Genomic DNA, 18,264 nt, shown 5'->3' on the forward strand with positions numbered 1-18,264 from the left:
GGGACGCCGGATGGGGCGAGTTCGTCCGCCAGCTGGAATATAAGGCGAGATTCTATGGACGGACGTTCATCAAGGCCGACCCGTGGTTCGCCTCGACCCAGGTCTGTTCGGCCTGCGGCGAGAACGGCGGCAAGAAGGACCTGCACGTCCGCGAGTGGACATGCGCCGCATGCGGCGCGCACCACGACCGCGACGTCAACGCGAGCCTCAACCTGTTGGGTCTCGCCGACTGAAACACCCCAGGGCAGGGACTGCCCGACGAGCTTGGTCCACAACCGTGGCTGGTCAAAGCATGGTCTTCCCAAGAAGCTCCCACTTCAAGTTGCGAAGCAAACAAGTGGTGAGTAGTTCACTACACATATGGTAAAATTTACATATCAAATTCGAGATGGGAGTCTACTTTATGCAACGTGCTCTTCGAAAATCCGCGACCGACCGTTCTCTCGCCGGTGTCTGCGGCGGCATCGCCGAGTACTTCGGCATGTCCTCGCTCGGCGTCCGGTTACTCTTTCTTATCATGCCCGGAAACATCCTCGTCTACATCATCCTCGCCAACTCGATGCAGGACGCGCCACGTTACCTATAAAAAAAAGATTCGAAAGCGGCTGCTTTCGAATCTTTTGCGTTATGCGTTGACTTTGTCTTTCATCGCCGCGAGCGCTCCACTGTTGATGAAGTGCCACGGCTTGTTGTAGTGCGGCTGGAAGAAGAAGTCGACGTAGGCGAGCTCTTCGACCGTCATCTCGTTTTGGATCGCGAGCGACAACGTGTTGACCGCTTGCGTCATATCCGCTTTCGAGAGCACTTGTCCCCCGACGACACGATGTGTGCCGACTTCATAGACGAGTTTGAACTGGACCGGCTCCGACGTCGGCATGAACTCAGGACGGTACGCGTCCTCGATCACGACGCTCTCGACGTCGAGGCCGAACAATCCGGCCGCTTCTTCCGTGAGGCCTGACGAGGCGATGTTCCAGTCATAGAGACGGAGTCCCGACGTCCCTTGTGTCCCTTGGTAACGGACACGTGGTGTGACGAGGTTCTCGGCGACGAGCGTACCCATGCGGACGGCGTTCGTCGCGAGCGGGATGTAAGCATGTGTGCGCGCCGGGTTGTAGTAGACGGCACAGCTGTCACCGGCTGCGAAGACGTCCGGGTTGCTCGTGCGCATATATTCGTCGACGATGATGGCGCCGTTGCCGAGCATGTCGACTTGTCCTGCGAGCAGTCCCGTGTTCGGGCGGAAACCGACACATAGAATGACGAGGTCGGCTTCGAACTCACCTTTGTCGGTGACGACGTGCGTGACGTTTCCGTCTGTGCCGCGGAACGCTTCGACCGTTTGGCTGAGCTCAAGGTCGATACCGCGTGACGTCATGTCCGCTTCGAGTTGATCCGTGAACGACTTGTCGAGGTACTTGTTCAAGATGCGGTCAGCACTGTCGATGAACGTGACGTGCTTGCCGTACACTTCGAACGCCTCGACGAGCTCGACGCCGATATAGCCGGCACCGATGACGGCGATATTTGTCGCACCCTTCGCCCGCTCGATGATGCGCTGAGCGTGACCATAGTTTTTGCAAAGTTCGATCCCAGTCATCTCGATGCCAGGCAGCGTCGGGACGATCGGCCAAGATCCTGTCGTCACGATCAAACGGTCGAACGTGTCATATACGTCTGCACCCGTCTCGAGGTTTTTGGCGTGGACCGTCTTCGCTTCCGCATCGATGTTCAACACGTCATGCTTCATGCGCATCGTCGCGCCGAGTTCTTCGAGCTCGGTCGGTGATGAGTAGAACAATTCTTCAGCGCGTTTGACGACGCCGCCGACGTGGAGGGCGATCCCACACGAGAGGAAACTGACGTTGTCGTTCCGCTCATACACGGTGATGTCGAGATTGTCGTGCTTGGCGAGTAAGCCTTTGACTGCTGCTGTTCCTGCGTGTGTACATCCGATGACTGCGATTTTCATATGGTAGTCTCTCCTTTGAGTTGTAGGCAAGTTAGTGTTTGTGACAAATATCACATTCACTTTCTGAACTTAGTGTACTATTTCACAAGAAGGTTTGACAATCCCTTTGCTCAGTTTTTCACGTAATTATGTCTAAAGTTTGACGACGGTTGTGACGACAAAAAAACCGCTCCGCGACCGGAACGGTTTTGATCATGAATTGGACGTGCGTCTCGCTTTCACCCAGTGATAGATGACGACACCGATATAGGTGACGAGCCCGATCACGTACAAACTGAAACCGATCAAACTCCAGCCCATCCCGTCCCAGCCCCGGACGAAGACGAGCCCGACCATGAACAGGACATAGCCCATCACCACGAGCGTCAACGGAAAGACGAGTCTCCGCCTGTATAGTAACTTCAAAAAAGATAGCACGACGAGTAAGAGCACCGTCGTCAACATCCCTGTGACGATGAGCGCGTCCCCGTAATATTCCCAAGCCATCGCTTCTCCCCCTGACGTGTGTTTGATTGGTTTCATCGTATCACTTTCTTGTCACATTCCCCATCTCAGAAAAAAGCCATCCGCTTCAGCGAATGGCTCCTCTATTACCGTACATAAATTGTTTTCGTCACACTCCGACCTTGCGGCGTCACGAGACGGAGCGTCAATTTCGTCCCTTTCTTTTGTGAGGCGAAACTGAGCGTCGTCGACGTAGCCGTCACCGTCTTCTTGGTGAGGACGGTCGAGCCACGTGTGAGCGTCAACGTGCCATACGCGACGTTCGAAGTCGCCTTGAGTGTCTTCGACGCACTCGACGGAATCGTTGTCATGAGTGTAGGCGTCGGACCAACAGTCACTTTCGACGTCTGCACATGGCGGAACAGTCCTCCTTGACTCGTCAAGGACAGCGTCCCGTTAATCGGCTGACGGGTGAAGCGGAGCGTCACTCGCCCGGTACTGCTTGCCTTGGCCGTAGCAAGTACTTTCGAACCGTTCTTCAACGTGACGGTACTGTTCGGAATCACGTATCCGACCCAAAGCGACTTCTCATCGTTGATTGAGAGCGTCGACAGCGATGTCTTCGGCAAATTGACCGAGACGTCACGCGACTTCGATCCGACCGCCGCTCGGACACGAATCACATCTCCCGGTTTGGCCGGGACCGTGTATCGCGTCGTCGACAGACGTTTCGCCGTGACGAGCTTATCATTCACGTAAAATCGAACAGTCGCCGTACTCGTCTTCTTGATCGTGAGCGTCGCCTCTGTCTTCGTCATCAGCGTGTCCGTCACACTGAGCGTCGGTGTGAACGCTTGGACCTTTTTCGTGAGTTGGTACGTCGCATCGCCGCTCGAGCGTGTGACGAGAATGACCTCCCCTTCTTTCAGTGGGGTGTCGAACGTGTACGGCATCGCGCGTGTTGTCGCCACATGCGTACCATTTCGATAAATGCGATAGGCCTGATCGGTACTCGATGTGACATTGATGGATTTGTCATACATCAACGGTGTCCGAGTCCACGAAAACACAGGCGGTTCCACTCTTGTCTCAACGGTTGTGAGCCGGAACGCTGAAGCGGGTGCCTCTTTTAATTTGTAGTAGACTTTTGTTCCGATGTCTACAGGCATCGTATTGAACTCTTTAATCGAAACGAGCCCGTCCTCATCTGCCTGCTCATTCAAAACTTCGTAGTATTTCCCACTGCGAATCAACACATCCACCGAGGCGTTCGGCGTCGTTTTCAACGTGACACCTGAAGTGACCGTTTTCGTCAGAACCGAGATGCCGTTCGGTGACGTGTCCTCACTCTCCTTGACCGTCTGAAGTTCGATTGGTTCGGCGTACACGCCCGACTTACTACCGATTTTCACAGTCACGCGAGATCCCGGTGTGAACCAACGCGCAGGTTGCCACGTATAGCGCCCTGATTCATCCGATTGGACCGTCGTCGATTGATAGTTCAACAATGAATCCGATGAATTCGATTGATACAAGTTTTTCGTCACGCTGACAAACACCGGCGTGTTCGGCGCCGTCTTCCCACTGATCGGACCTAATACGCCCGACGGTGGATCGAGTGTGAGGGGTACGTAATTCGACGCCCATAAATCTAAGCGTCGGTCCAAATCATTCCACTCGAAAATCATGTCATAAGAACCATTCGTCTGCAGCGTCAGTTTGTTTTGCTCCCAGACGAATGGATCGTCTTGGTAGACTAAACGGGCCTTCAACTCGGTACCCGAGACAGGTAAAACCGTCCCATCAACAAGTGTCACGTTTCCGTTCACTTCATAGGGACGACCTACTTCATAACGTGCCGTCGTTTTCGGCACGTTGACAAGCAGTTTCCATGGTGCTTTCCATAACGACTCCGGCGTATAACCTACCGTGCGGTTTTCAGAAAAGACATACCACGGTCCGTGCTGTCGGACGTCCGCGTCATCGATCGGCGCTTCTCGCCACTCATTCGTCGCCACGTTATAACTGACATAAAACGTCGTGTACATCTTTCGAATCGTGAAGTAGTATACGCCGTCTTTCCAACTTAGATTCCTTACGTCTGGCGCATATTTCTCAATCCATCGTTTCGTCGCTATATCGAATATATTGAGATGTTCCCAGTCACCGGATTTTGTGACGACCCACTGGTTCGCTCCCTTGATCAACGACGCTCCCCTCACCTGGCCCGTATATGAACCAAGCGTCTCGAGCACTTCACCCGTCACTGTCCGTTTCGTGATTTGGCCATCCACGAATGCGAGGACATTTCCGTCGTCGAGCAGTCCGTATGCTTCATACATACTCTCTTTAGTGATCGACCCGAGGATGTCCCCTGCCATCGACGTGGTGACATATTTTTTGTCGTCGGTCCATAAAACTGTTTCCGCCGACTGATTGATCGCAACGACTGCATCCAGACCGCTTCCCGGCTCAATCGGAAAGCTTGAACCTGAATCGGTATGGATATCCCATACCATCCATTGTTGCCACCCTTCCAAAATAAATCGACCGTCCCCGACTGCGTGAATGTTGTGCAAGACGGACACTCGAATCGGTAATGTATAGACTTCACCGGTCTTCACATGGACGAGCGTCTCAGGATCTCCTGAGCGCCACACATATTCACTATTTCCTACCACTTCTCCTGCCGGAATGACTTCAGGCTTGGCATAACCCTCTGCCCGAACGTCTAATCCGGGCGCTGCCACCATGACGAGCACAACGAGTATGCTCCATAACCATTTGTTCATCGTTCTCCTCATTTCTGTTTATGAATACATAACTTTCAAAAATAATCCATTTTTAATTCAACCTTCCTAATTTTAAGTTGTTTTTTCAAAATTTAATAGCCCTAAAATTAAAAAAACACCACGTCTCATGACGTAGTGTTCACTTCTCATTCATTTGCTTCATCAAATCCATCTGTTCTTTCACCATCGCCTCTTTCTCACGTCGGAGCACACCACGGTACGTCACGCGCGAGATCGATAAGCTGATCTCGTATAGGAAGAAGAGCGGCAGCGACACCATGAGGTGCGACGTCAAATCCGGCGGCGTGATGAATGCCGCGATGACGAACAAGGCGAAGTAGGCGTACTTCCGAATTTTTGAGAGGAAGTACGGCGTCACGACACCGATGCGCGTCAAGAACATCGTCACGACCGGAAGTTGGAACAACAGTCCAAACGGGATCGTCAGTTGCAACAGGAACGTGAAATAGTTCGTCGCCCCGATGATTTGCGTCAGACCGAGGTCTTGCCCGAGGTCCGTCGAGATATCGAGGACGAGCGGGAACAACCAATAATAGGCGAATGCGAGACCGATGAGGAACAAGATAAAGATGACCGGGATATAGGCGAGCGTCCATTTTCGTTCATTCGGATGCAGACCAGGTGCGACGAACGCCCACAGTTGATACAGTAGAAATGGACCCGACGCGACGAGCCCGATGACGAGCGCCAAGTTCAAGTAAATCATGAGCGGGTCCGCGACCCCAAAGGCGTTCAGCTCGAGCCCTCGTTCGACGAGGTCCGCCTGCAGATAGGCGAGCACGTATTTGACACTCGGCAAAGCGATCAGGAAGAAGGCAAAGACGACAAATGCCGACAGCATCAGTCGTCTCCGCAGCTCTGTCAAGTGATCGGACATTGCCCGTTCTTGATCAGGTTGATGGCTCATGGCTTACTGCTCTTTCTTCTCAATTTCTTTCTTGTCGGTCTCGTCGTGCTCTTTCATCATACCGTTCGTGGCATTTTTGAACTCACGGAGCGTCTGCCCCGCTGCCCGGCCGAACTCTGGCAATTTCTTCGGCCCGAAGAGGATGAGCGCGATGATGGCGATGACGAAAATACTGACGCCACCTGGGATGCCGACGACGAGTGATGATTGTAGAAATTCCATTATTGATGGACCCCCTCAGTGGATGGATAGTGTTGCATAAAGTAAATGAGCGACTGGAGTTCGATCGACAAGTCGATATGATGGACGCGGACCGTGTCCGGTACAGTCAATCGCGCCGGCGTGAAGTTCAAGATCCCTCGAACGCCGAAGCGGATTAAGTCATCGGCGACCGGCTGCGCGTAAGCAGACGGGACCGTGAGGATGGCGACATCGATCTTGTTTTGCTTCATGATCTGTTCCATCTCATCGACGTGATGAATCGGTACACCTGACATCGTCGTGCCGACTTTTGTCTCGTCCGCGTCGAACCCGACGACGATATGTGTGTTATTGTTTTTAAGGAAGTTATAGTTAACGAACGCTGTCCCGAGATGACCGACCCCGACCAAGGCGACGTTCGTAATCTCGTCTTGATTCAGCGTCTTACGGAAAAAGTCTAACAGATACTGTACGTTATAGCCATATCCCTTTTTACCGAGCGCACCGAAGTATGAGAAGTCACGGCGAATCGTTGCTGAATCGACCTTGACTGCCTCGCTCAGTTCAGCAGAAGACACACGCTGTTTCCCTGACGAATGTAGGCTTTGGATAAACCGATAGTATAGTGGCAACCGTTTGGCTGTCGCTTGCGGAATCTTTGGTTCGTTTTGACTCAACGGAAAGAGCCTCCTTTTTACGACGCGTTTCAAACGAATCTGATTTCATACACCTTGATTGTAAACGAATTCACATAAGCACTCAATGAATATACCTGAAAAGGGGAAGAAATAAAGTATACTAAACAGAGAGAAAGGGGTTTTTTCACTTGATCCTACTGCAAGTCAACAACCTATCCAAATCGTTCGGCGTCGAGCCGATTTTAGAGAATGTCAAACTAGAAATCCAAGAAGGCGAACGCGTCGCCCTCGTCGGCCGCAACGGCGCCGGCAAGTCGACGCTGTTAAAAGTCATCGCCGGCGAGTACAACTATGACTCGGGCGACATCATGAAGCCAAAAGACGTGACGATCGGCTATCTCGCCCAAGACTCGGGGTTAGAATCGAACGAGACGATGTGGAACGAGATGCTCACCGTCTTCACCGACTTGATCGAACAAGAGAAGACGCTCCGCCAGATGGAGCAAGACATGGGCTCGGAGCGCATCTTGAACGACCCGGCCGCCTACGAGCGTCTGCTCGCGGCGTATGACGAGGAGCAACACACGTTCAAAGACCGCGGCGGCTATCAGTACGAAGCGACGATCCGCTCGATCTTGCACGGGATGCGGTTTTATCCGGACGACTTCGAACGTCGGATCGATACGCTCTCAGGCGGACAGCGGACACGTCTTGCCTTAGCGAAGATGCTCCTGCAAAGCCCGGACCTGCTCATCTTGGATGAGCCGACGAACCATTTGGACATCGAGACGCTCAGCTGGCTCGAGAAATATTTGAGCGGCTATAAAGGTGCCGTCCTCATCGTCTCCCACGACCGTTACTTCCTCGACCGCGTCGTCTCTGTCGTCTACGAGCTGTCACGCAACCGCAGCCGCCGCTTCGTCGGGAACTATACGAAATTCCTCGAGCAGAAGGCCGCGCTCTACGAGCAAGAGAAGAAACAGTTCGATTCGCAACAAGAAGAGATCGCCAAGATGCAAGACTTCATCCAACGGAACATTGCCCGGGCGACGACGACGAAACGCGCCCAAAGCGTCCGCAAGCGGCTCGAGAAGATAGACCGCATGGACGTGCCGGACGGTGACGAACGAAGCGCGGTGTTGTCGTTCTCGATCAAACGTCAAAGCGGGAACGATGTGTTGAGCGGCAGCGACCTCGCCATCGGCTATGAGGAACCGATCGCACAGAACTTGCGTTTCCAACTGCAGCGCGGCGAGTCGGTCGCCCTCGTCGGCCCGAACGGGGTCGGCAAATCGACGCTCCTCAAAGTGTTGACGAAACAACAACCACCGCTCACCGGTGACATCCGTTACGGGACCGGCGTCGAGATCGGCTACTACGACCAAGAACAACAGAACTTGTCGGACGCCAACCGCGTCATCGATGAGATCTGGAACGATTGGCCGCTCATGCGCGAGCAAGAAGTCCGCAGTCTGCTCGGCCAGTTCTTGTTTAGCGGCGACGACGTCATGAAACGCGTCCAAGAACTATCCGGCGGCGAACGGGCCCGGCTGACGCTCGCCAAGCTCAAGCTCGAGCAGCCGAACTTGCTCGTCTTGGATGAGCCGACGAACCACTTGGACCTCGACTCGAAGATGATCCTCGAGAACGCGCTCGTCGACTATCCCGGGACGATCCTGTTCGTCTCCCACGACCGTTACTTCATCGACCGGCTCGCCACGCGTGTCTTAGAGATCACGCCGAACGGCATCGATGAGTACCTCGGCGACTACTCGTATTACGTCGAGAAGAAAGAAGAGCTCGAGGACCTTGCCCGGCTCGCCCGCGAGGAGACGAAACAAGTCGTCGTCAAGAAGCAGCGCGCCGACAAGGAACAGCAGCGCGAAGAACGCCGGTTGAAACAGCGGGTCGAAGAGATCGAACTGACGATCGAGCGCCACGAAGCGCGGCTTGAAGAAATCGAGCAGCTGTTGTGCGAACCGGACGTGTTCAACGACTTCGCTCGCGCCCAAGAACTGTCGACTGAGTCCGATGCGACGAAAGAGTCGATCACGGAACTGTTCGCAGAATGGGAGGAACTCCATTCATGATGCGTTCCCGTGCCATGCGGATCGATTGGATGCATGCGTTCCTGACCGGGTTCGTCTACATCGTGCCGAGCGGGACCGAGTATATCTCGGAACTCATCCGTGGCGAGGCGACGAACGTCCCAATCATTTTATTTTACTTCCTGCCGATTGTCGTCGGGTTTATCATCCAAACATGGTCCGGTATCATCATCAGCCTCTTCAGCGGCTTGCTTATGAGCACGTTGTTCATCCGGCTTGTCATTTGGCCGATCGATGTCACGGTGCATAGCTTTTATGCGCCTGGCTCGGTCTGGGGCCACTTTTATCGAGAGACGCTGTTCATGTGGGTGCTCGCGTTTATCGTCTACGTCGTGAGCCGGGTGAATATGTGGTATCGAAATAATTATCGACAACCGAAAAACTGACGAAAGAGCGCCAATCCGCGTATAGCGGAAGGCGCTCTTTTATTATGATCGAGTATGCTGTTTGAACGTAAAACCCATCGTTAAAAAGATGTAGGGGAATGCCAACAAAATTAAATGGAAATATCCTATACTACCAAAGATGACTTCATCTTGTGCCGGATCAGACATCTCGTCTAAGTAAATGCCTAGGCTGTAGCTATACCAAATCACGTAAGCATAAAAGAATGCTGAAATACCGTAAATAATCTTTCCAATAAGATTTGTTTTACTCGTAGTCACCCCTACTAAAAGAAGGATTGGATAGAGGATTAGCAACGCGATTACAATGAAAAATAACGAATCTGGTTCAAAGTATTGAATGTTCATAGTTTACCTCGCCTTTAATAGTCTGGATTACAAAGTGCTTTATACGTATCCAACAATGAAACATCCGGTCGATTCGTATCTAGATTCCAAGATGATTTCCAAATCGTAGTCGGGTTAACTGCATGACAGATAAATTGATCTTTGAGCTTCGGGCGGTTTGCCGTACTTGTCGCTTGATACGAAGCGTCTGCTACAACTTCAGACCACATCTGTTTTCCGATGGCAGTTGACCCAAAAACGCCTAATAATGCGCCACCCAAAGTATAGCTAGCTGTAATATACGTTCGTGCACATGTCCGTGGATATACAGAAAAAGTATTAGAGTCCGTATACTTCGACGCTGTATTATCGATTGTATCCGAGCAGAACAATGGATCAGCGACTAAAGGATAATCCGTTCCTTCATAATCAATATGTTGGATCAACTGTTGGTCTTTAATCTCATAATATGTTTCGACTTCGTTTCCATTACTGTCTTTCGCCCAAGGGGAGCCAATGAAGACCTCTACCTCACCTTTTTCATTCACAATTTTGTACTCTCCATCTTCGTGAATAATTCGACTACCTTCAGTAATGTCTAAATCTAAGACATATTCTTTTGGCGACTCAGTTGATTCAATGTTGTAGAGGATTTGGACACCTCCTACTAAAGCCACATTTTCAATAGAATACTGTTCTTCTTTGTTTCTGAAAATCACTTTCCCTTCTTCTGTTTTATCGAATTCTAAATTTGAGTCTTCATGTATAATACTAAACTCATCACTTTCTTTCGTCATCGTAACTGATGGATTAGTGAAAAATACTTCAATTTCATTAAGCTGATCCGTATCGTTTACTAAACGATCCTCTTCAATCGAATCTACTTCTGCGTCTGGACGCAATTTCGATTCGCTCCCCCTTGTAGATGCGTAAGCTGGATGTGCTGTCCCCAGTATTGTAAATAAAGCCAAACTACTCATACATGCTTTCATTATAAAACCTTTACTCAACGTTGTGTCCCCTACTATATAAGCTTTATATTTTGGGAAAAGACAAATATCGGCAGTTCAATCATCTGTTTTCTCTATTCTGCCCATGTCTTTCCCACCACTCTAATAGTATTCAAGATTGCTAATCAATTTTCTAGATGTCTTTTTTATCAAAACAAAAAGGACAATAGTACAACAATTTTCTTAGGTCATGAAAAATATACTAGGCTTATGGCCCTCAAAGTAACCATTTCCCATTTTTGTGATTATAATTTCATCCAGAGTCCACTATTAAAAAGATCACCATAAAGTGACGAGCCCGGTTCATCCGACTGTCAGATAGACTATGTAAACGAACAACAGAAAGTAGGTGAAATCAATGGAGTAGACTAAAAATATCCGCTTGATGGATTATGAATTGCGTCCCATCCATGCGCACATATTATTGGCCGGCTGACTATCGATACTCACTTGGCGCATTTTCTATAAAGTCTACCGTAGTTGCAGTTCTTTTCTCGTCGTCACGTTCTTCATCGAAGACAAATGAAAAAGGCTCAAAGAGACGGACAATATCCGTTTCTGTGAGCCTTTTTTAGAAGTAGCGCAACGGTTGGAACCCGCGCGTGTGGAAGTCGAGCTTGATGCCGTCTTCCGTGATAAAGAACACGTACTCGTTCGTATCGACGTCGCGGACGAACACTTTATAAAACGTCAGCGTCTCTTCGCGGTTCGTCACATAACGGGCCTCATGGGCCGAGATGACTTGCGCGAACAGTTGTTGTTCGTCGAACTCTTTGACGAGCGCATCGAACTTGGCCGCTTCTTCCTCTGTCGCCTCACGGCCCGGGAAGAGCTCGTAATAGGCGTCGCTCGCTTTCGGCTGCACGCCGAGGTTACGGTCGACGACGATGACGCTCTTGATGTCTTGGTCTTCTAGATTCTTATAACCATACAGTGTCTCGATGAGTGTGTTCTCACCGGTCACACGGGTGATGCCTTCGAGCGTATCAGCGCCCGTCAGCGAACGGACCCGCGTCTCTTCTGGGACGATTTCTTCTACATAAGCGATATTATAAGCGCGGATGATCTCACGTACTTGCAAAAACGTCGCAACGACGAGCAATACGATGAGCCCTCCAATGATGATACGTTTCGTCATCTCTCTGTTCCCCCTAGACTGTCATGCTCTCTTCTAAGGATAACCCAGGAACCGCATTCATCGCCAGTGTATCGCGCTTGCCGCGCACATACGCGTGATGCGCCGCCACACCGATCATGCCGGCGTTGTCCCCGCACAGATTGAGCGGCGGGATGACGAGGCGGATGCCTTCCCGTTCCGTCGCTTCCTTGAGGGCGGCCCGGAGCCCACGGTTCGCCGCGACCCCACCGGCGACGAGCAGTTGCTTCGCGCCTTTTTCTTTCACGGCCCGGATCGCTTTCTCCACTAGCACCTCGACGACGCTCGCTTGGAAGCTCGCCGCCAAGTTTTCTGGTACGACCGTCTCACCGCGTTGTTCGGCGTTATGGACGGCGTTGATGACGGACGACTTGAGTCCGCTGAAGCTGAAGTCAAAACTGCCGGCCTCGAGCCGGACGCGTGGGAACTTATACGTGTCTTCCCCGCTAGCTGCCAACTGGTCGATGGCCGGGCCACCTGGATATGGGAGACTGAGCGTGCGGGCGACTTTGTCGTACGCCTCACCAGCCGCATCGTCACGTGTCTCACCGATGACTTCGAACACACCGTGCTCCGGCATGTAGACGAGCTCGGTGTGGCCACCTGAGACGACGAGACAGACGAGCGGGAACTGCATCTCTTCGACGAGTTCATTCGCATAGATGTGTCCGGCGATGTGATGGACACCGATGAGCGGTTTACTGTGGGCGAACGCGAGCGCTTTGGCCGCGCTGATCCCGACGAGAAGGGCACCGACGAGTCCTGGTCCTTGCGTGACCGCGACCGCGTCGACGTCATCCATCGTCACACCGGCTTCGCTAAGCGCGTCATCGATGACGTACGTGATCCGCTCGACGTGGTGACGCGAGGCGACCTCGGGTACGACACCGCCGAACCGTTTATGACTTTCAATCTGCGACGAGACGACGTTCGATAAGAGCGTCTTGCCGTCACGAATGAGGGCGACTGACGTCTCATCACAGCTTGACTCGATCGCGAGAATGAGCGATGTGTTCATTGTGATTCACTTCCTAACTTCGCCCAATAAATATAGGCGTCTTCATTATTGTCTTGATAGTATCGTTTCCGGCGACCTGCGTTCTCGAAGCCGAACTGTTCATATAATTTTTGGGCGCCGATGTTTGAGACGCGCACCTCGAGCGTGAGCGCGGCGAGTGACTTCGAACGGGCGAACTCGACGAGCTGCGTGAGGAGCATATTGCCGACACCTTGACCCCGGTATTCCGGTAAGACAGCGATGTTCGTGATATGCCCTTCGTCGACGATTTGCCAGACGCCAACGAACCCGATGACGCGGCGTTCATGGACTGCGACGAAATAAATCGCCTGCTCGTTCTTGAGCATCTCGTTCATGAACGCTTCTTTCGTCCACGGGATGGCGAATGACGCCTCTTCAACTTTCGTGACTTCTTCGACATCGAGCCAGTTCATCCGACGGATTTTGATATCAGCCATTGTTTTGTCCCTCGAGCCATTTTGCCTCGGCCTCAGCGAGACGAAGGTATTCCGGTTCGAACGCGTGCACGTCCGCCGTCTCTTCACCTAAAGCGACGAGATCACCGGCCCGGCCATAACTGTGGGCGGCCGGCGCTTCTGTATAGTCATATGCCGCAAGCACGTCACGGAACGGCTCGACGTCACCAACGACGACGAACGGTCCCGTCATGTTCGCTTGTAGCCAATCAGCGACCGAGGCGTGACTGTCCGGCGTGACTTGTGCGTTTTGTTGATAGTGCCCGATATAGGCGTTGCCGCGCCGTGCGTCAATGAGTGACACGACCGGAAGTTCGGTGTTCGGGGCCGCCGCCATGAGGCGGAGCGCCGATACGCCGACGAGCGGGAGTTTCAATGTATAAGCGAGTGTCTTTGCCGTCGTCACGCCGATGCGGATGCCGGTGTAAGACCCAGGTCCCGTCGTGACGATGATGCGTTCGAGCTCGGTCGGTGTCCATTTGACGGCCGCCATGAGCTGTTCGATCATCGGCATGAGCGTGACGGCGTGGTTTTTCGAGACCATGACCGTCGCTTCTGCCTGGATGCTTCCGTTCTCACTGAGGGCGACGGACAGACGTGTCGTCGCCGTGTCGATCATCAGTTGCTTCATGCGAGCACCTCCTTGACGAGCGTGTCATACGCTTCACCAGTCGGTATGAACGTGATTGAACGTTCCTCGTCGCCTGTCCGTTCGATCGTGATCGCGAGGCGCTCGGTCGGTAGCGACGACTCGATCAAGTTCGACCATTCGACGATGGCGACGCCGTCACCATTGATGTATTCTTCGAGACCGATATCGTCCCCGGTGTCCTCGAGACGATAGACGTCCATATGGTAGAGCGGCAAGCGCCCTTGGTATTGTTTCATGATGGTGAACGTCGGGCTGTTGACATTACGCGTCACGCCGAGTCCTTTGGCGAACCCTTGGGTGAACGTCGTCTTGCCGGCACCGAGGTCCCCGTTAAGCGTTATGACCGTTCCCGCTTTGACGAGCGCGGCGAGCTTTTCCGCTACGGCCTGCGTCTCTGGCGCGGAATGGGTAATCAATGTATACATGATGTTTCTCCTTTAGTCGATTCTAGCGATACGTACTCATTGTACACTCAATTTTAGGCAAAAAAAAAACACGAAACGTCATCGTTTCGCTATCTCATTTAAAAATTGGTTGCGGGGGCTGGATTTGAACCAACGACCTTTGGGTTATGAGCCCAACGAGCTACCAGACTGCTCCACCCCGCGACGACATATGAAATTAAATAAAAATTGGTTGCGGGGGCTGGATTTGAACCAACGACCTTTGGGTTATGAGCCCAACGAGCTACCAGACTGCTCCACCCCGCGACGATTTGAATTGTTTCGACATCCTCTATAATAAGCGAGACGGTTATAAAATGCAACCTTTTTCTTAATGTTTTTTGGAAATTAGAATCGGGAACACTTAAAGGAGTGTAACTTTATTAACAGAAAAGGAGCGCGACCGACATGTCGAAATGGGGCAACCGCTTTAAAAAATGGTTCTTTTCCGAGTTAGATGCGTCCGTTTATTTCCATACGATCCCGTTCGTGCCGAAGCAAACTGTTCACGGGACGCTTCGCGTCTTGAACCCGACGTCAAAAGTGATCCGTCTGCATGAACTGACGCTCAACTTCCTGACGACGTTCAAAGACATCACGCTTGAAGGTAACGAATTCAACCGCGAGGCCGACATTCAGGAAGTCCCGATTCGCCTCACGGCCGTGCTTGAGCCCGGGGCAGAAGAACACATCCCGTTCACGTTCGACTTGACGATGTATGCCCCATCGACATCGGGCGCCCCTTATAGTGTCGAAGCGACTGTTTGGGACACCGATGGTAAACGCGTATGGTTCGATGTCGTCGAAAACATCGAGATCGAACCACTCCCTGAGTTGAAACGATTGCTCGAGGCGACCGAGCATGCCGGACTCGAGCTAATGTTCGTCCGCAACGTCATCGACCCGCTCGGTGAAGAACGACCTTATCCGTTCGTCGAGAAGTATGGGTTCAAGCCCGTCGGCGACTGGGCCGATGAGTTCGAGGTCGTGAAATCATTCTGGCGCATGGATGAAAATGGGGTCGACGTCTATTACTGGCTCGACAATATCGAACGACAGCGCACGCTCGACTCGATGGCGACCGACGTCGAACTCCGGCACCGATCCCTCACCTGGGAACAACTCGAGCACGAACAAGACCGACTCGGACTCGGGATCCAAGATACGCTACGCAGCCACCGCTCTTCATGAGCGGTTTTTGTATGGACTTTTCTCAATCGTCAACCTGTCACCCTGAATCGAGACGATCGTTTGAAAGTTGTCGCGATACGGATGCATGAACAACTCGTATTGCAGACGCCGTTCTTCATGAGATGCTTTCAAGTATTCCATCTCCATCCCTCGCTCCGTTATGTCACGAGCAGCGCGTCGGGCGAACTCCGTATCCCCATCTGTATATAGATAGACCGATAAATCCATATACCTTGGATCGAGAAAGGCGACGCTCATCCCCTCGACGATGGTGACCTGCTTCTCGGGATCGATCCACATCCGTTCGAGATACGGGACATCCATCGTATAAAACCCGACCCCTTCCCGTACCATACGGACGTCCCGCTCGAGCGACAACAAGTGATGCGCCGCCGGATGACAGGCCGTCATCTTATAGTGATGCACCTTCCCATCGACCGTATAGTCGATTATCGCACTCTTCCGAAGCGTCGAGTCCGTGATATACGGGTCGGTGTTAATGTAGTTGACCTCCCCGAGACGTGTTTGTAACTGTTTGGCGAACGTCGTCTTCCCGGCACCCCCGTGACCCGAAATCCCGATGAGCGTCCGTTCGTTCAGATCAATTTGATCGATGATTTGATTAATGAATCGCTCCATAGTAAATCCCCCTTTGATACACTATACACAGAAAGGAAGTGTACCAATACAATGTCGAACTGTCCATTTTGTCATCCACATCTCGATCCGTCCCAACGCATCATCGCTGAGAACGACACGTGCTACTTTCTGATGCATGACCGCGAACAAGACGTCCTTGTCGGTTCCGGTGTCATCGTCCCGAAACAGCACCGGGCGACAACGTTTGAGTTAACACCGACGGAATGGAGCGATACATACACCTTGCTTCATGACGCCAAGTCTTTCCTAGAGGAGACGTACGGTCCTGACGGCTATACGCTCGGCTGGAACGTCGGTACAGCGTCCAATCAGACAGTTCCCCATGCCCACTTGCACATCATCCCGCGCTACGCAGACGGACCACATGCCGGCAAAGGGTTACGACACTGGCTGAAGCGGCCGGAATGATCAAACAGCTCATCGTGTGACGATGAGCTGTTTCCATTTTTCTTCCGTATCTTCGAGTTGTCGTTCCAGCCGCTCGACATCTCGCGTCATTTTTTCAATGAGTTTAGCAATCTCGCGATCGAGCCCGTTCACTTTGTCGAGCGAATCATTGATTCGTCCATGCATCGTCCATTCGGAAAAAATATCATCGAGGAAGTAATCCGCGAACTGGACGAGCGAACCACGCTCGATGTGTAAGCCACTGACAATCCCTTTCACATCAGCCAATTCACGCGAGAAACGCTCAAGTGCGGATTGGAGTTCATGCATCTTCCGTTCAGAAGCATCGATCGCGTCATGTTTCATCGCTGTCGCAATCAATCCACCTCCGAAGAACGTGTCATATGTCGACCAACTCTTCGCACTGTCGAGGTGTTTGAGCGTCTTTGAGATGGCAGCTCGTGCTGCGTTACCTGCTGCGATCGCTTCTTTATACTCGACGACCACTTCTTTCGTTTCCGCCTGTTGATTCGTGAGACGGTACAACTCTTCTCTCACCTTAGGATCCTGCTTCAGGTGACCTTCTTTCTCTTTCATAAACGCTGCCCATTTCGCATCGATCCCGTTATATGCCTCAAAGGTTTCATACAAATCTCGACGCTCAAGCACTAACTCATCAATCATCGCCTCGTGTTCTCGCAGCTTGAATTCTGCCCGGGCCGCTTCTTCTAATTCAATCGTGCGCTGCTCGCTAAACGTTCCACGCAGCTTACGCCATGCATTGACGAGCGAAAATGTCTCTAAGTCATAGACATCACGCTGTTCTTTCGTGAATGTATTGAGCAACTGTTTTCGAACAGTCTCATGTTCAGTAATTTGTTTGTCTAGAGTTTTCAGTTTACGAGCTAATCGGTCTCGTTCAGCGAGGCTTTGTTGAAGTGTCAACTGGTGTTCATATAATTCATTCATTGCGGTATACTCCCTTTCTTCTGTAACCCTTGTCTCGTTGTACGATAAAATACGATAAAAAGTTTCAAATGAACGACAAAAAAGGACGACCAAGCATGTGCTTGATCGTCCTTCATATGGCCCGGCAACGTCCTATCCTCACAGGGGGAGACCCCCAACTACTTTCGGCGCTGAAGCGCTTAACTTCCGTGTTCGGCATGGGAACGGGTGTGACCGCTTCGCTATCGCCACCAGACAAGTATTATAATACCGCTGTTCAATTAAAAAGTCAACGCTTTTTCTAAAAATAGTTTGTTTTGTTATACATCAAACAAAAGAACGACCAAGCGTGTGCTTGGTCGTCCTTCATATGGCCTGGCAACGTCCTATCCTCACAGGGGGAGACCCCCAACTACTTTCGGCGCTGAAGCGCTTAACTTCCGTGTTCGGCATGGGAACGGGTGTGGCCGCTTCGCTATCGCCACCAGACAAGGGAATTGTTCCCTGAA

General features: G+C 51.9%; 20 protein-coding genes, 2 tRNA genes and 2 rRNA genes. 6 read left to right on the forward strand and 18 right to left on the reverse strand.

Annotation, left to right across the window (positions count from 1 at the left end):
* Both EVJ23_RS14700 and EVJ23_RS14705 read left to right on the forward strand, forming a co-directional pair.
* The coding region (locus EVJ23_RS14700; protein ID WP_131466548.1) for a zinc ribbon domain-containing protein at positions 1-233 on the forward strand (233 nt) is incomplete at its 5' end.
* Between the two features lie 170 nt (positions 234-403).
* Complete coding sequence (locus EVJ23_RS14705) at positions 404-586, forward strand: PspC domain-containing protein (protein ID WP_035386443.1); 183 nt, start codon at positions 404-406, stop codon at positions 584-586.
* 39 nt (positions 587-625) lie between these two features.
* Here EVJ23_RS14705 and EVJ23_RS14710 read toward each other — a convergent pair whose 3' ends face one another.
* From EVJ23_RS14710 to EVJ23_RS14735, 6 genes are all read right to left on the reverse strand, one after another.
* Complete coding sequence (locus EVJ23_RS14710) at positions 626-1,972, reverse strand: FAD-dependent oxidoreductase (protein WP_131466550.1); 1,347 nt, start codon at positions 1,970-1,972, stop codon at positions 626-628.
* Between the two features lie 192 nt (positions 1,973-2,164).
* Positions 2,165-2,494: a YesK family protein gene (locus EVJ23_RS14715; RefSeq protein ID WP_131466552.1), complete on the reverse strand. Its 330-nt coding sequence runs from the start codon at positions 2,492-2,494 to the stop codon at positions 2,165-2,167.
* Positions 2,495-2,562: 68 nt separating this feature from the next.
* Complete coding sequence (locus EVJ23_RS14720) at positions 2,563-5,208, reverse strand: hypothetical protein (protein ID WP_131466554.1); 2,646 nt, start codon at positions 5,206-5,208, stop codon at positions 2,563-2,565.
* A 139-nt stretch (positions 5,209-5,347) separates the two neighbouring features.
* Positions 5,348-6,136, reverse strand: a complete 789-nt coding sequence (tatC, locus tag EVJ23_RS14725; RefSeq protein WP_016509925.1) for a twin-arginine translocase subunit TatC — start codon at positions 6,134-6,136, stop codon at positions 5,348-5,350.
* 3 nt (positions 6,137-6,139) lie between these two features.
* Complete coding sequence (locus tag EVJ23_RS14730) at positions 6,140-6,358, reverse strand: twin-arginine translocase TatA/TatE family subunit (protein ID WP_016509907.1); 219 nt, start codon at positions 6,356-6,358, stop codon at positions 6,140-6,142.
* A complete protein-coding gene (locus EVJ23_RS14735) occupies positions 6,358-7,014 on the reverse strand; it encodes a redox-sensing transcriptional repressor Rex (protein WP_131466556.1) in 657 nt (218 codons plus the stop codon). Before EVJ23_RS14735 ends, EVJ23_RS14730 begins: the two co-directional genes overlap by 1 nt.
* A gap of 149 nt (positions 7,015-7,163) precedes the next feature.
* On the opposite strand from EVJ23_RS14735, the gene EVJ23_RS14740 reads away from it, so the two are divergent.
* Both EVJ23_RS14740 and EVJ23_RS14745 read left to right on the forward strand, forming a co-directional pair.
* The gene (locus EVJ23_RS14740) at positions 7,164-9,065 is read left to right on the forward strand and encodes an ABC-F family ATP-binding cassette domain-containing protein (protein ID WP_131466558.1); all 1,902 of its coding nucleotides are present in this window, start codon (positions 7,164-7,166) and stop codon (positions 9,063-9,065) included.
* Complete coding sequence (locus EVJ23_RS14745; protein WP_233589699.1) at positions 9,062-9,469, forward strand: hypothetical protein; 408 nt, start codon at positions 9,062-9,064, stop codon at positions 9,467-9,469. Before EVJ23_RS14740 ends, EVJ23_RS14745 begins: the two co-directional genes overlap by 4 nt.
* A 380-nt stretch (positions 9,470-9,849) precedes the next feature.
* Here EVJ23_RS14745 and EVJ23_RS14750 read toward each other — a convergent pair whose 3' ends face one another.
* From EVJ23_RS14750 to EVJ23_RS14785, 8 genes are all read right to left on the reverse strand, one after another.
* Positions 9,850-10,824 (reverse strand): DUF2599 domain-containing protein, encoded by a 975-nt coding sequence (locus EVJ23_RS14750; protein WP_131466560.1) that lies wholly within the window; start codon positions 10,822-10,824, stop codon positions 9,850-9,852.
* Between the two features lie 571 nt (positions 10,825-11,395).
* The gene (locus EVJ23_RS14755) at positions 11,396-11,962 is read right to left on the reverse strand and encodes a hypothetical protein (protein ID WP_071399028.1); all 567 of its coding nucleotides are present in this window, start codon (positions 11,960-11,962) and stop codon (positions 11,396-11,398) included.
* A 13-nt stretch (positions 11,963-11,975) separates the two neighbouring features.
* Positions 11,976-12,998 carry a tRNA (adenosine(37)-N6)-threonylcarbamoyltransferase complex transferase subunit TsaD gene (tsaD, locus tag EVJ23_RS14760; RefSeq protein ID WP_070328990.1) on the reverse strand — a complete coding sequence of 341 codons (1,023 nt, stop codon included), beginning with the start codon at positions 12,996-12,998 and terminating at the stop codon, positions 11,976-11,978.
* Entirely contained in the window at positions 12,995-13,456 is a 462-nt protein-coding gene (gene rimI, locus EVJ23_RS14765) for a ribosomal protein S18-alanine N-acetyltransferase (RefSeq protein WP_071399030.1), read from the reverse strand. The genes tsaD and rimI overlap by 4 nt, the downstream gene beginning before the upstream one ends.
* Positions 13,449-14,105 (reverse strand): tRNA (adenosine(37)-N6)-threonylcarbamoyltransferase complex dimerization subunit type 1 TsaB, encoded by a 657-nt coding sequence (tsaB, locus tag EVJ23_RS14770; protein WP_131466562.1) that lies wholly within the window; start codon positions 14,103-14,105, stop codon positions 13,449-13,451. The genes rimI and tsaB overlap by 8 nt, the downstream gene beginning before the upstream one ends.
* Positions 14,102-14,551, reverse strand: a complete 450-nt coding sequence (tsaE, locus tag EVJ23_RS14775; RefSeq protein WP_070328987.1) for a tRNA (adenosine(37)-N6)-threonylcarbamoyltransferase complex ATPase subunit type 1 TsaE — start codon at positions 14,549-14,551, stop codon at positions 14,102-14,104. The genes tsaB and tsaE overlap by 4 nt, the downstream gene beginning before the upstream one ends.
* A gap of 106 nt (positions 14,552-14,657) precedes the next feature.
* Positions 14,658-14,734: transfer RNA gene (locus tag EVJ23_RS14780), tRNA-Met, on the reverse strand.
* A 25-nt stretch (positions 14,735-14,759) separates the two neighbouring features.
* A tRNA-Met gene (locus EVJ23_RS14785) sits at positions 14,760-14,836 on the reverse strand.
* A gap of 141 nt (positions 14,837-14,977) precedes the next feature.
* On the opposite strand from EVJ23_RS14785, the gene EVJ23_RS14790 reads away from it, so the two are divergent.
* Complete coding sequence (locus EVJ23_RS14790) at positions 14,978-15,760, forward strand: sporulation protein (protein WP_016509933.1); 783 nt, start codon at positions 14,978-14,980, stop codon at positions 15,758-15,760.
* Here EVJ23_RS14790 and EVJ23_RS14795 read toward each other — a convergent pair.
* Positions 15,755-16,399: a uridine kinase family protein gene (locus EVJ23_RS14795; protein ID WP_131466564.1), complete on the reverse strand. Its 645-nt coding sequence runs from the start codon at positions 16,397-16,399 to the stop codon at positions 15,755-15,757. The genes EVJ23_RS14790 and EVJ23_RS14795 overlap by 6 nt on opposite strands.
* Positions 16,400-16,450: 51 nt before the next feature.
* Here EVJ23_RS14795 and EVJ23_RS14800 point away from each other — a divergent pair, with 51 nt between their 5' ends.
* Positions 16,451-16,828: an HIT family protein gene (locus EVJ23_RS14800; protein ID WP_070328985.1), complete on the forward strand. Its 378-nt coding sequence runs from the start codon at positions 16,451-16,453 to the stop codon at positions 16,826-16,828.
* A gap of 9 nt (positions 16,829-16,837) precedes the next feature.
* Here EVJ23_RS14800 and EVJ23_RS14805 read toward each other — a convergent pair whose 3' ends face one another.
* The 3 genes from EVJ23_RS14805 to rrf (EVJ23_RS14815) all read right to left on the reverse strand — a co-directional run bounded on the left by EVJ23_RS14805 (position 16,838) and on the right by rrf (EVJ23_RS14815) (position 18,244).
* On the reverse strand, positions 16,838-17,776 hold the full coding sequence (locus EVJ23_RS14805; RefSeq protein ID WP_131466566.1) for a hypothetical protein: 939 nt from the start codon (positions 17,774-17,776) through the stop codon (positions 16,838-16,840).
* A gap of 119 nt (positions 17,777-17,895) precedes the next feature.
* Positions 17,896-18,011 (reverse strand): 5S ribosomal RNA (rrf, locus tag EVJ23_RS14810).
* Positions 18,012-18,128: 117 nt separating this feature from the next.
* A 5S ribosomal RNA gene (rrf, locus tag EVJ23_RS14815) occupies positions 18,129-18,244 on the reverse strand.
* Positions 18,245-18,264 lie beyond the last annotated feature (20 nt).

It is taken from the genome of Exiguobacterium sp. SH1S1, assembly GCF_004337245.1.
Classification (GTDB): Bacteria; Bacillota; Bacilli; order Exiguobacteriales; family Exiguobacteriaceae; genus Exiguobacterium; species Exiguobacterium aurantiacum_A.

Coding starts and splice junctions, on each gene's coding strand:
- EVJ23_RS14705 (WP_035386443.1), top strand. CDS start 404: ATGCAACGTGCTCTTCGAAAATCCGCGACCGACCGTTCTCTCGCCGGT.
- EVJ23_RS14710 (WP_131466550.1), bottom strand. CDS start 1,972: ATGAAAATCGCAGTCATCGGATGTACACACGCAGGAACAGCAGCAGTC.
- EVJ23_RS14715 (WP_131466552.1), bottom strand. CDS start 2,494: ATGAAACCAATCAAACACACGTCAGGGGGAGAAGCGATGGCTTGGGAA.
- EVJ23_RS14720 (WP_131466554.1), bottom strand. CDS start 5,208: ATGAACAAATGGTTATGGAGCATACTCGTTGTGCTCGTCATGGTGGCA.
- tatC (WP_016509925.1), bottom strand. CDS start 6,136: ATGAGCCATCAACCTGATCAAGAACGGGCAATGTCCGATCACTTGACA.
- EVJ23_RS14730 (WP_016509907.1), bottom strand. CDS start 6,358: ATGGAATTTCTACAATCATCACTCGTCGTCGGCATCCCAGGTGGCGTC.
- EVJ23_RS14745 (WP_233589699.1), top strand. CDS start 9,062: ATGATGCGTTCCCGTGCCATGCGGATCGATTGGATGCATGCGTTCCTG.
- EVJ23_RS14755 (WP_071399028.1), bottom strand. CDS start 11,962: ATGACGAAACGTATCATCATTGGAGGGCTCATCGTATTGCTCGTCGTT.
- tsaD (WP_070328990.1), bottom strand. CDS start 12,998: ATGAACACATCGCTCATTCTCGCGATCGAGTCAAGCTGTGATGAGACG.
- rimI (WP_071399030.1), bottom strand. CDS start 13,456: ATGGCTGATATCAAAATCCGTCGGATGAACTGGCTCGATGTCGAAGAA.
- tsaB (WP_131466562.1), bottom strand. CDS start 14,105: ATGAAGCAACTGATGATCGACACGGCGACGACACGTCTGTCCGTCGCC.
- tsaE (WP_070328987.1), bottom strand. CDS start 14,551: ATGTATACATTGATTACCCATTCCGCGCCAGAGACGCAGGCCGTAGCG.
- EVJ23_RS14790 (WP_016509933.1), top strand. CDS start 14,978: ATGTCGAAATGGGGCAACCGCTTTAAAAAATGGTTCTTTTCCGAGTTA.
- EVJ23_RS14795 (WP_131466564.1), bottom strand. CDS start 16,399: ATGGAGCGATTCATTAATCAAATCATCGATCAAATTGATCTGAACGAA.
- EVJ23_RS14800 (WP_070328985.1), top strand. CDS start 16,451: ATGTCGAACTGTCCATTTTGTCATCCACATCTCGATCCGTCCCAACGC.
- EVJ23_RS14805 (WP_131466566.1), bottom strand. CDS start 17,776: ATGAATGAATTATATGAACACCAGTTGACACTTCAACAAAGCCTCGCT.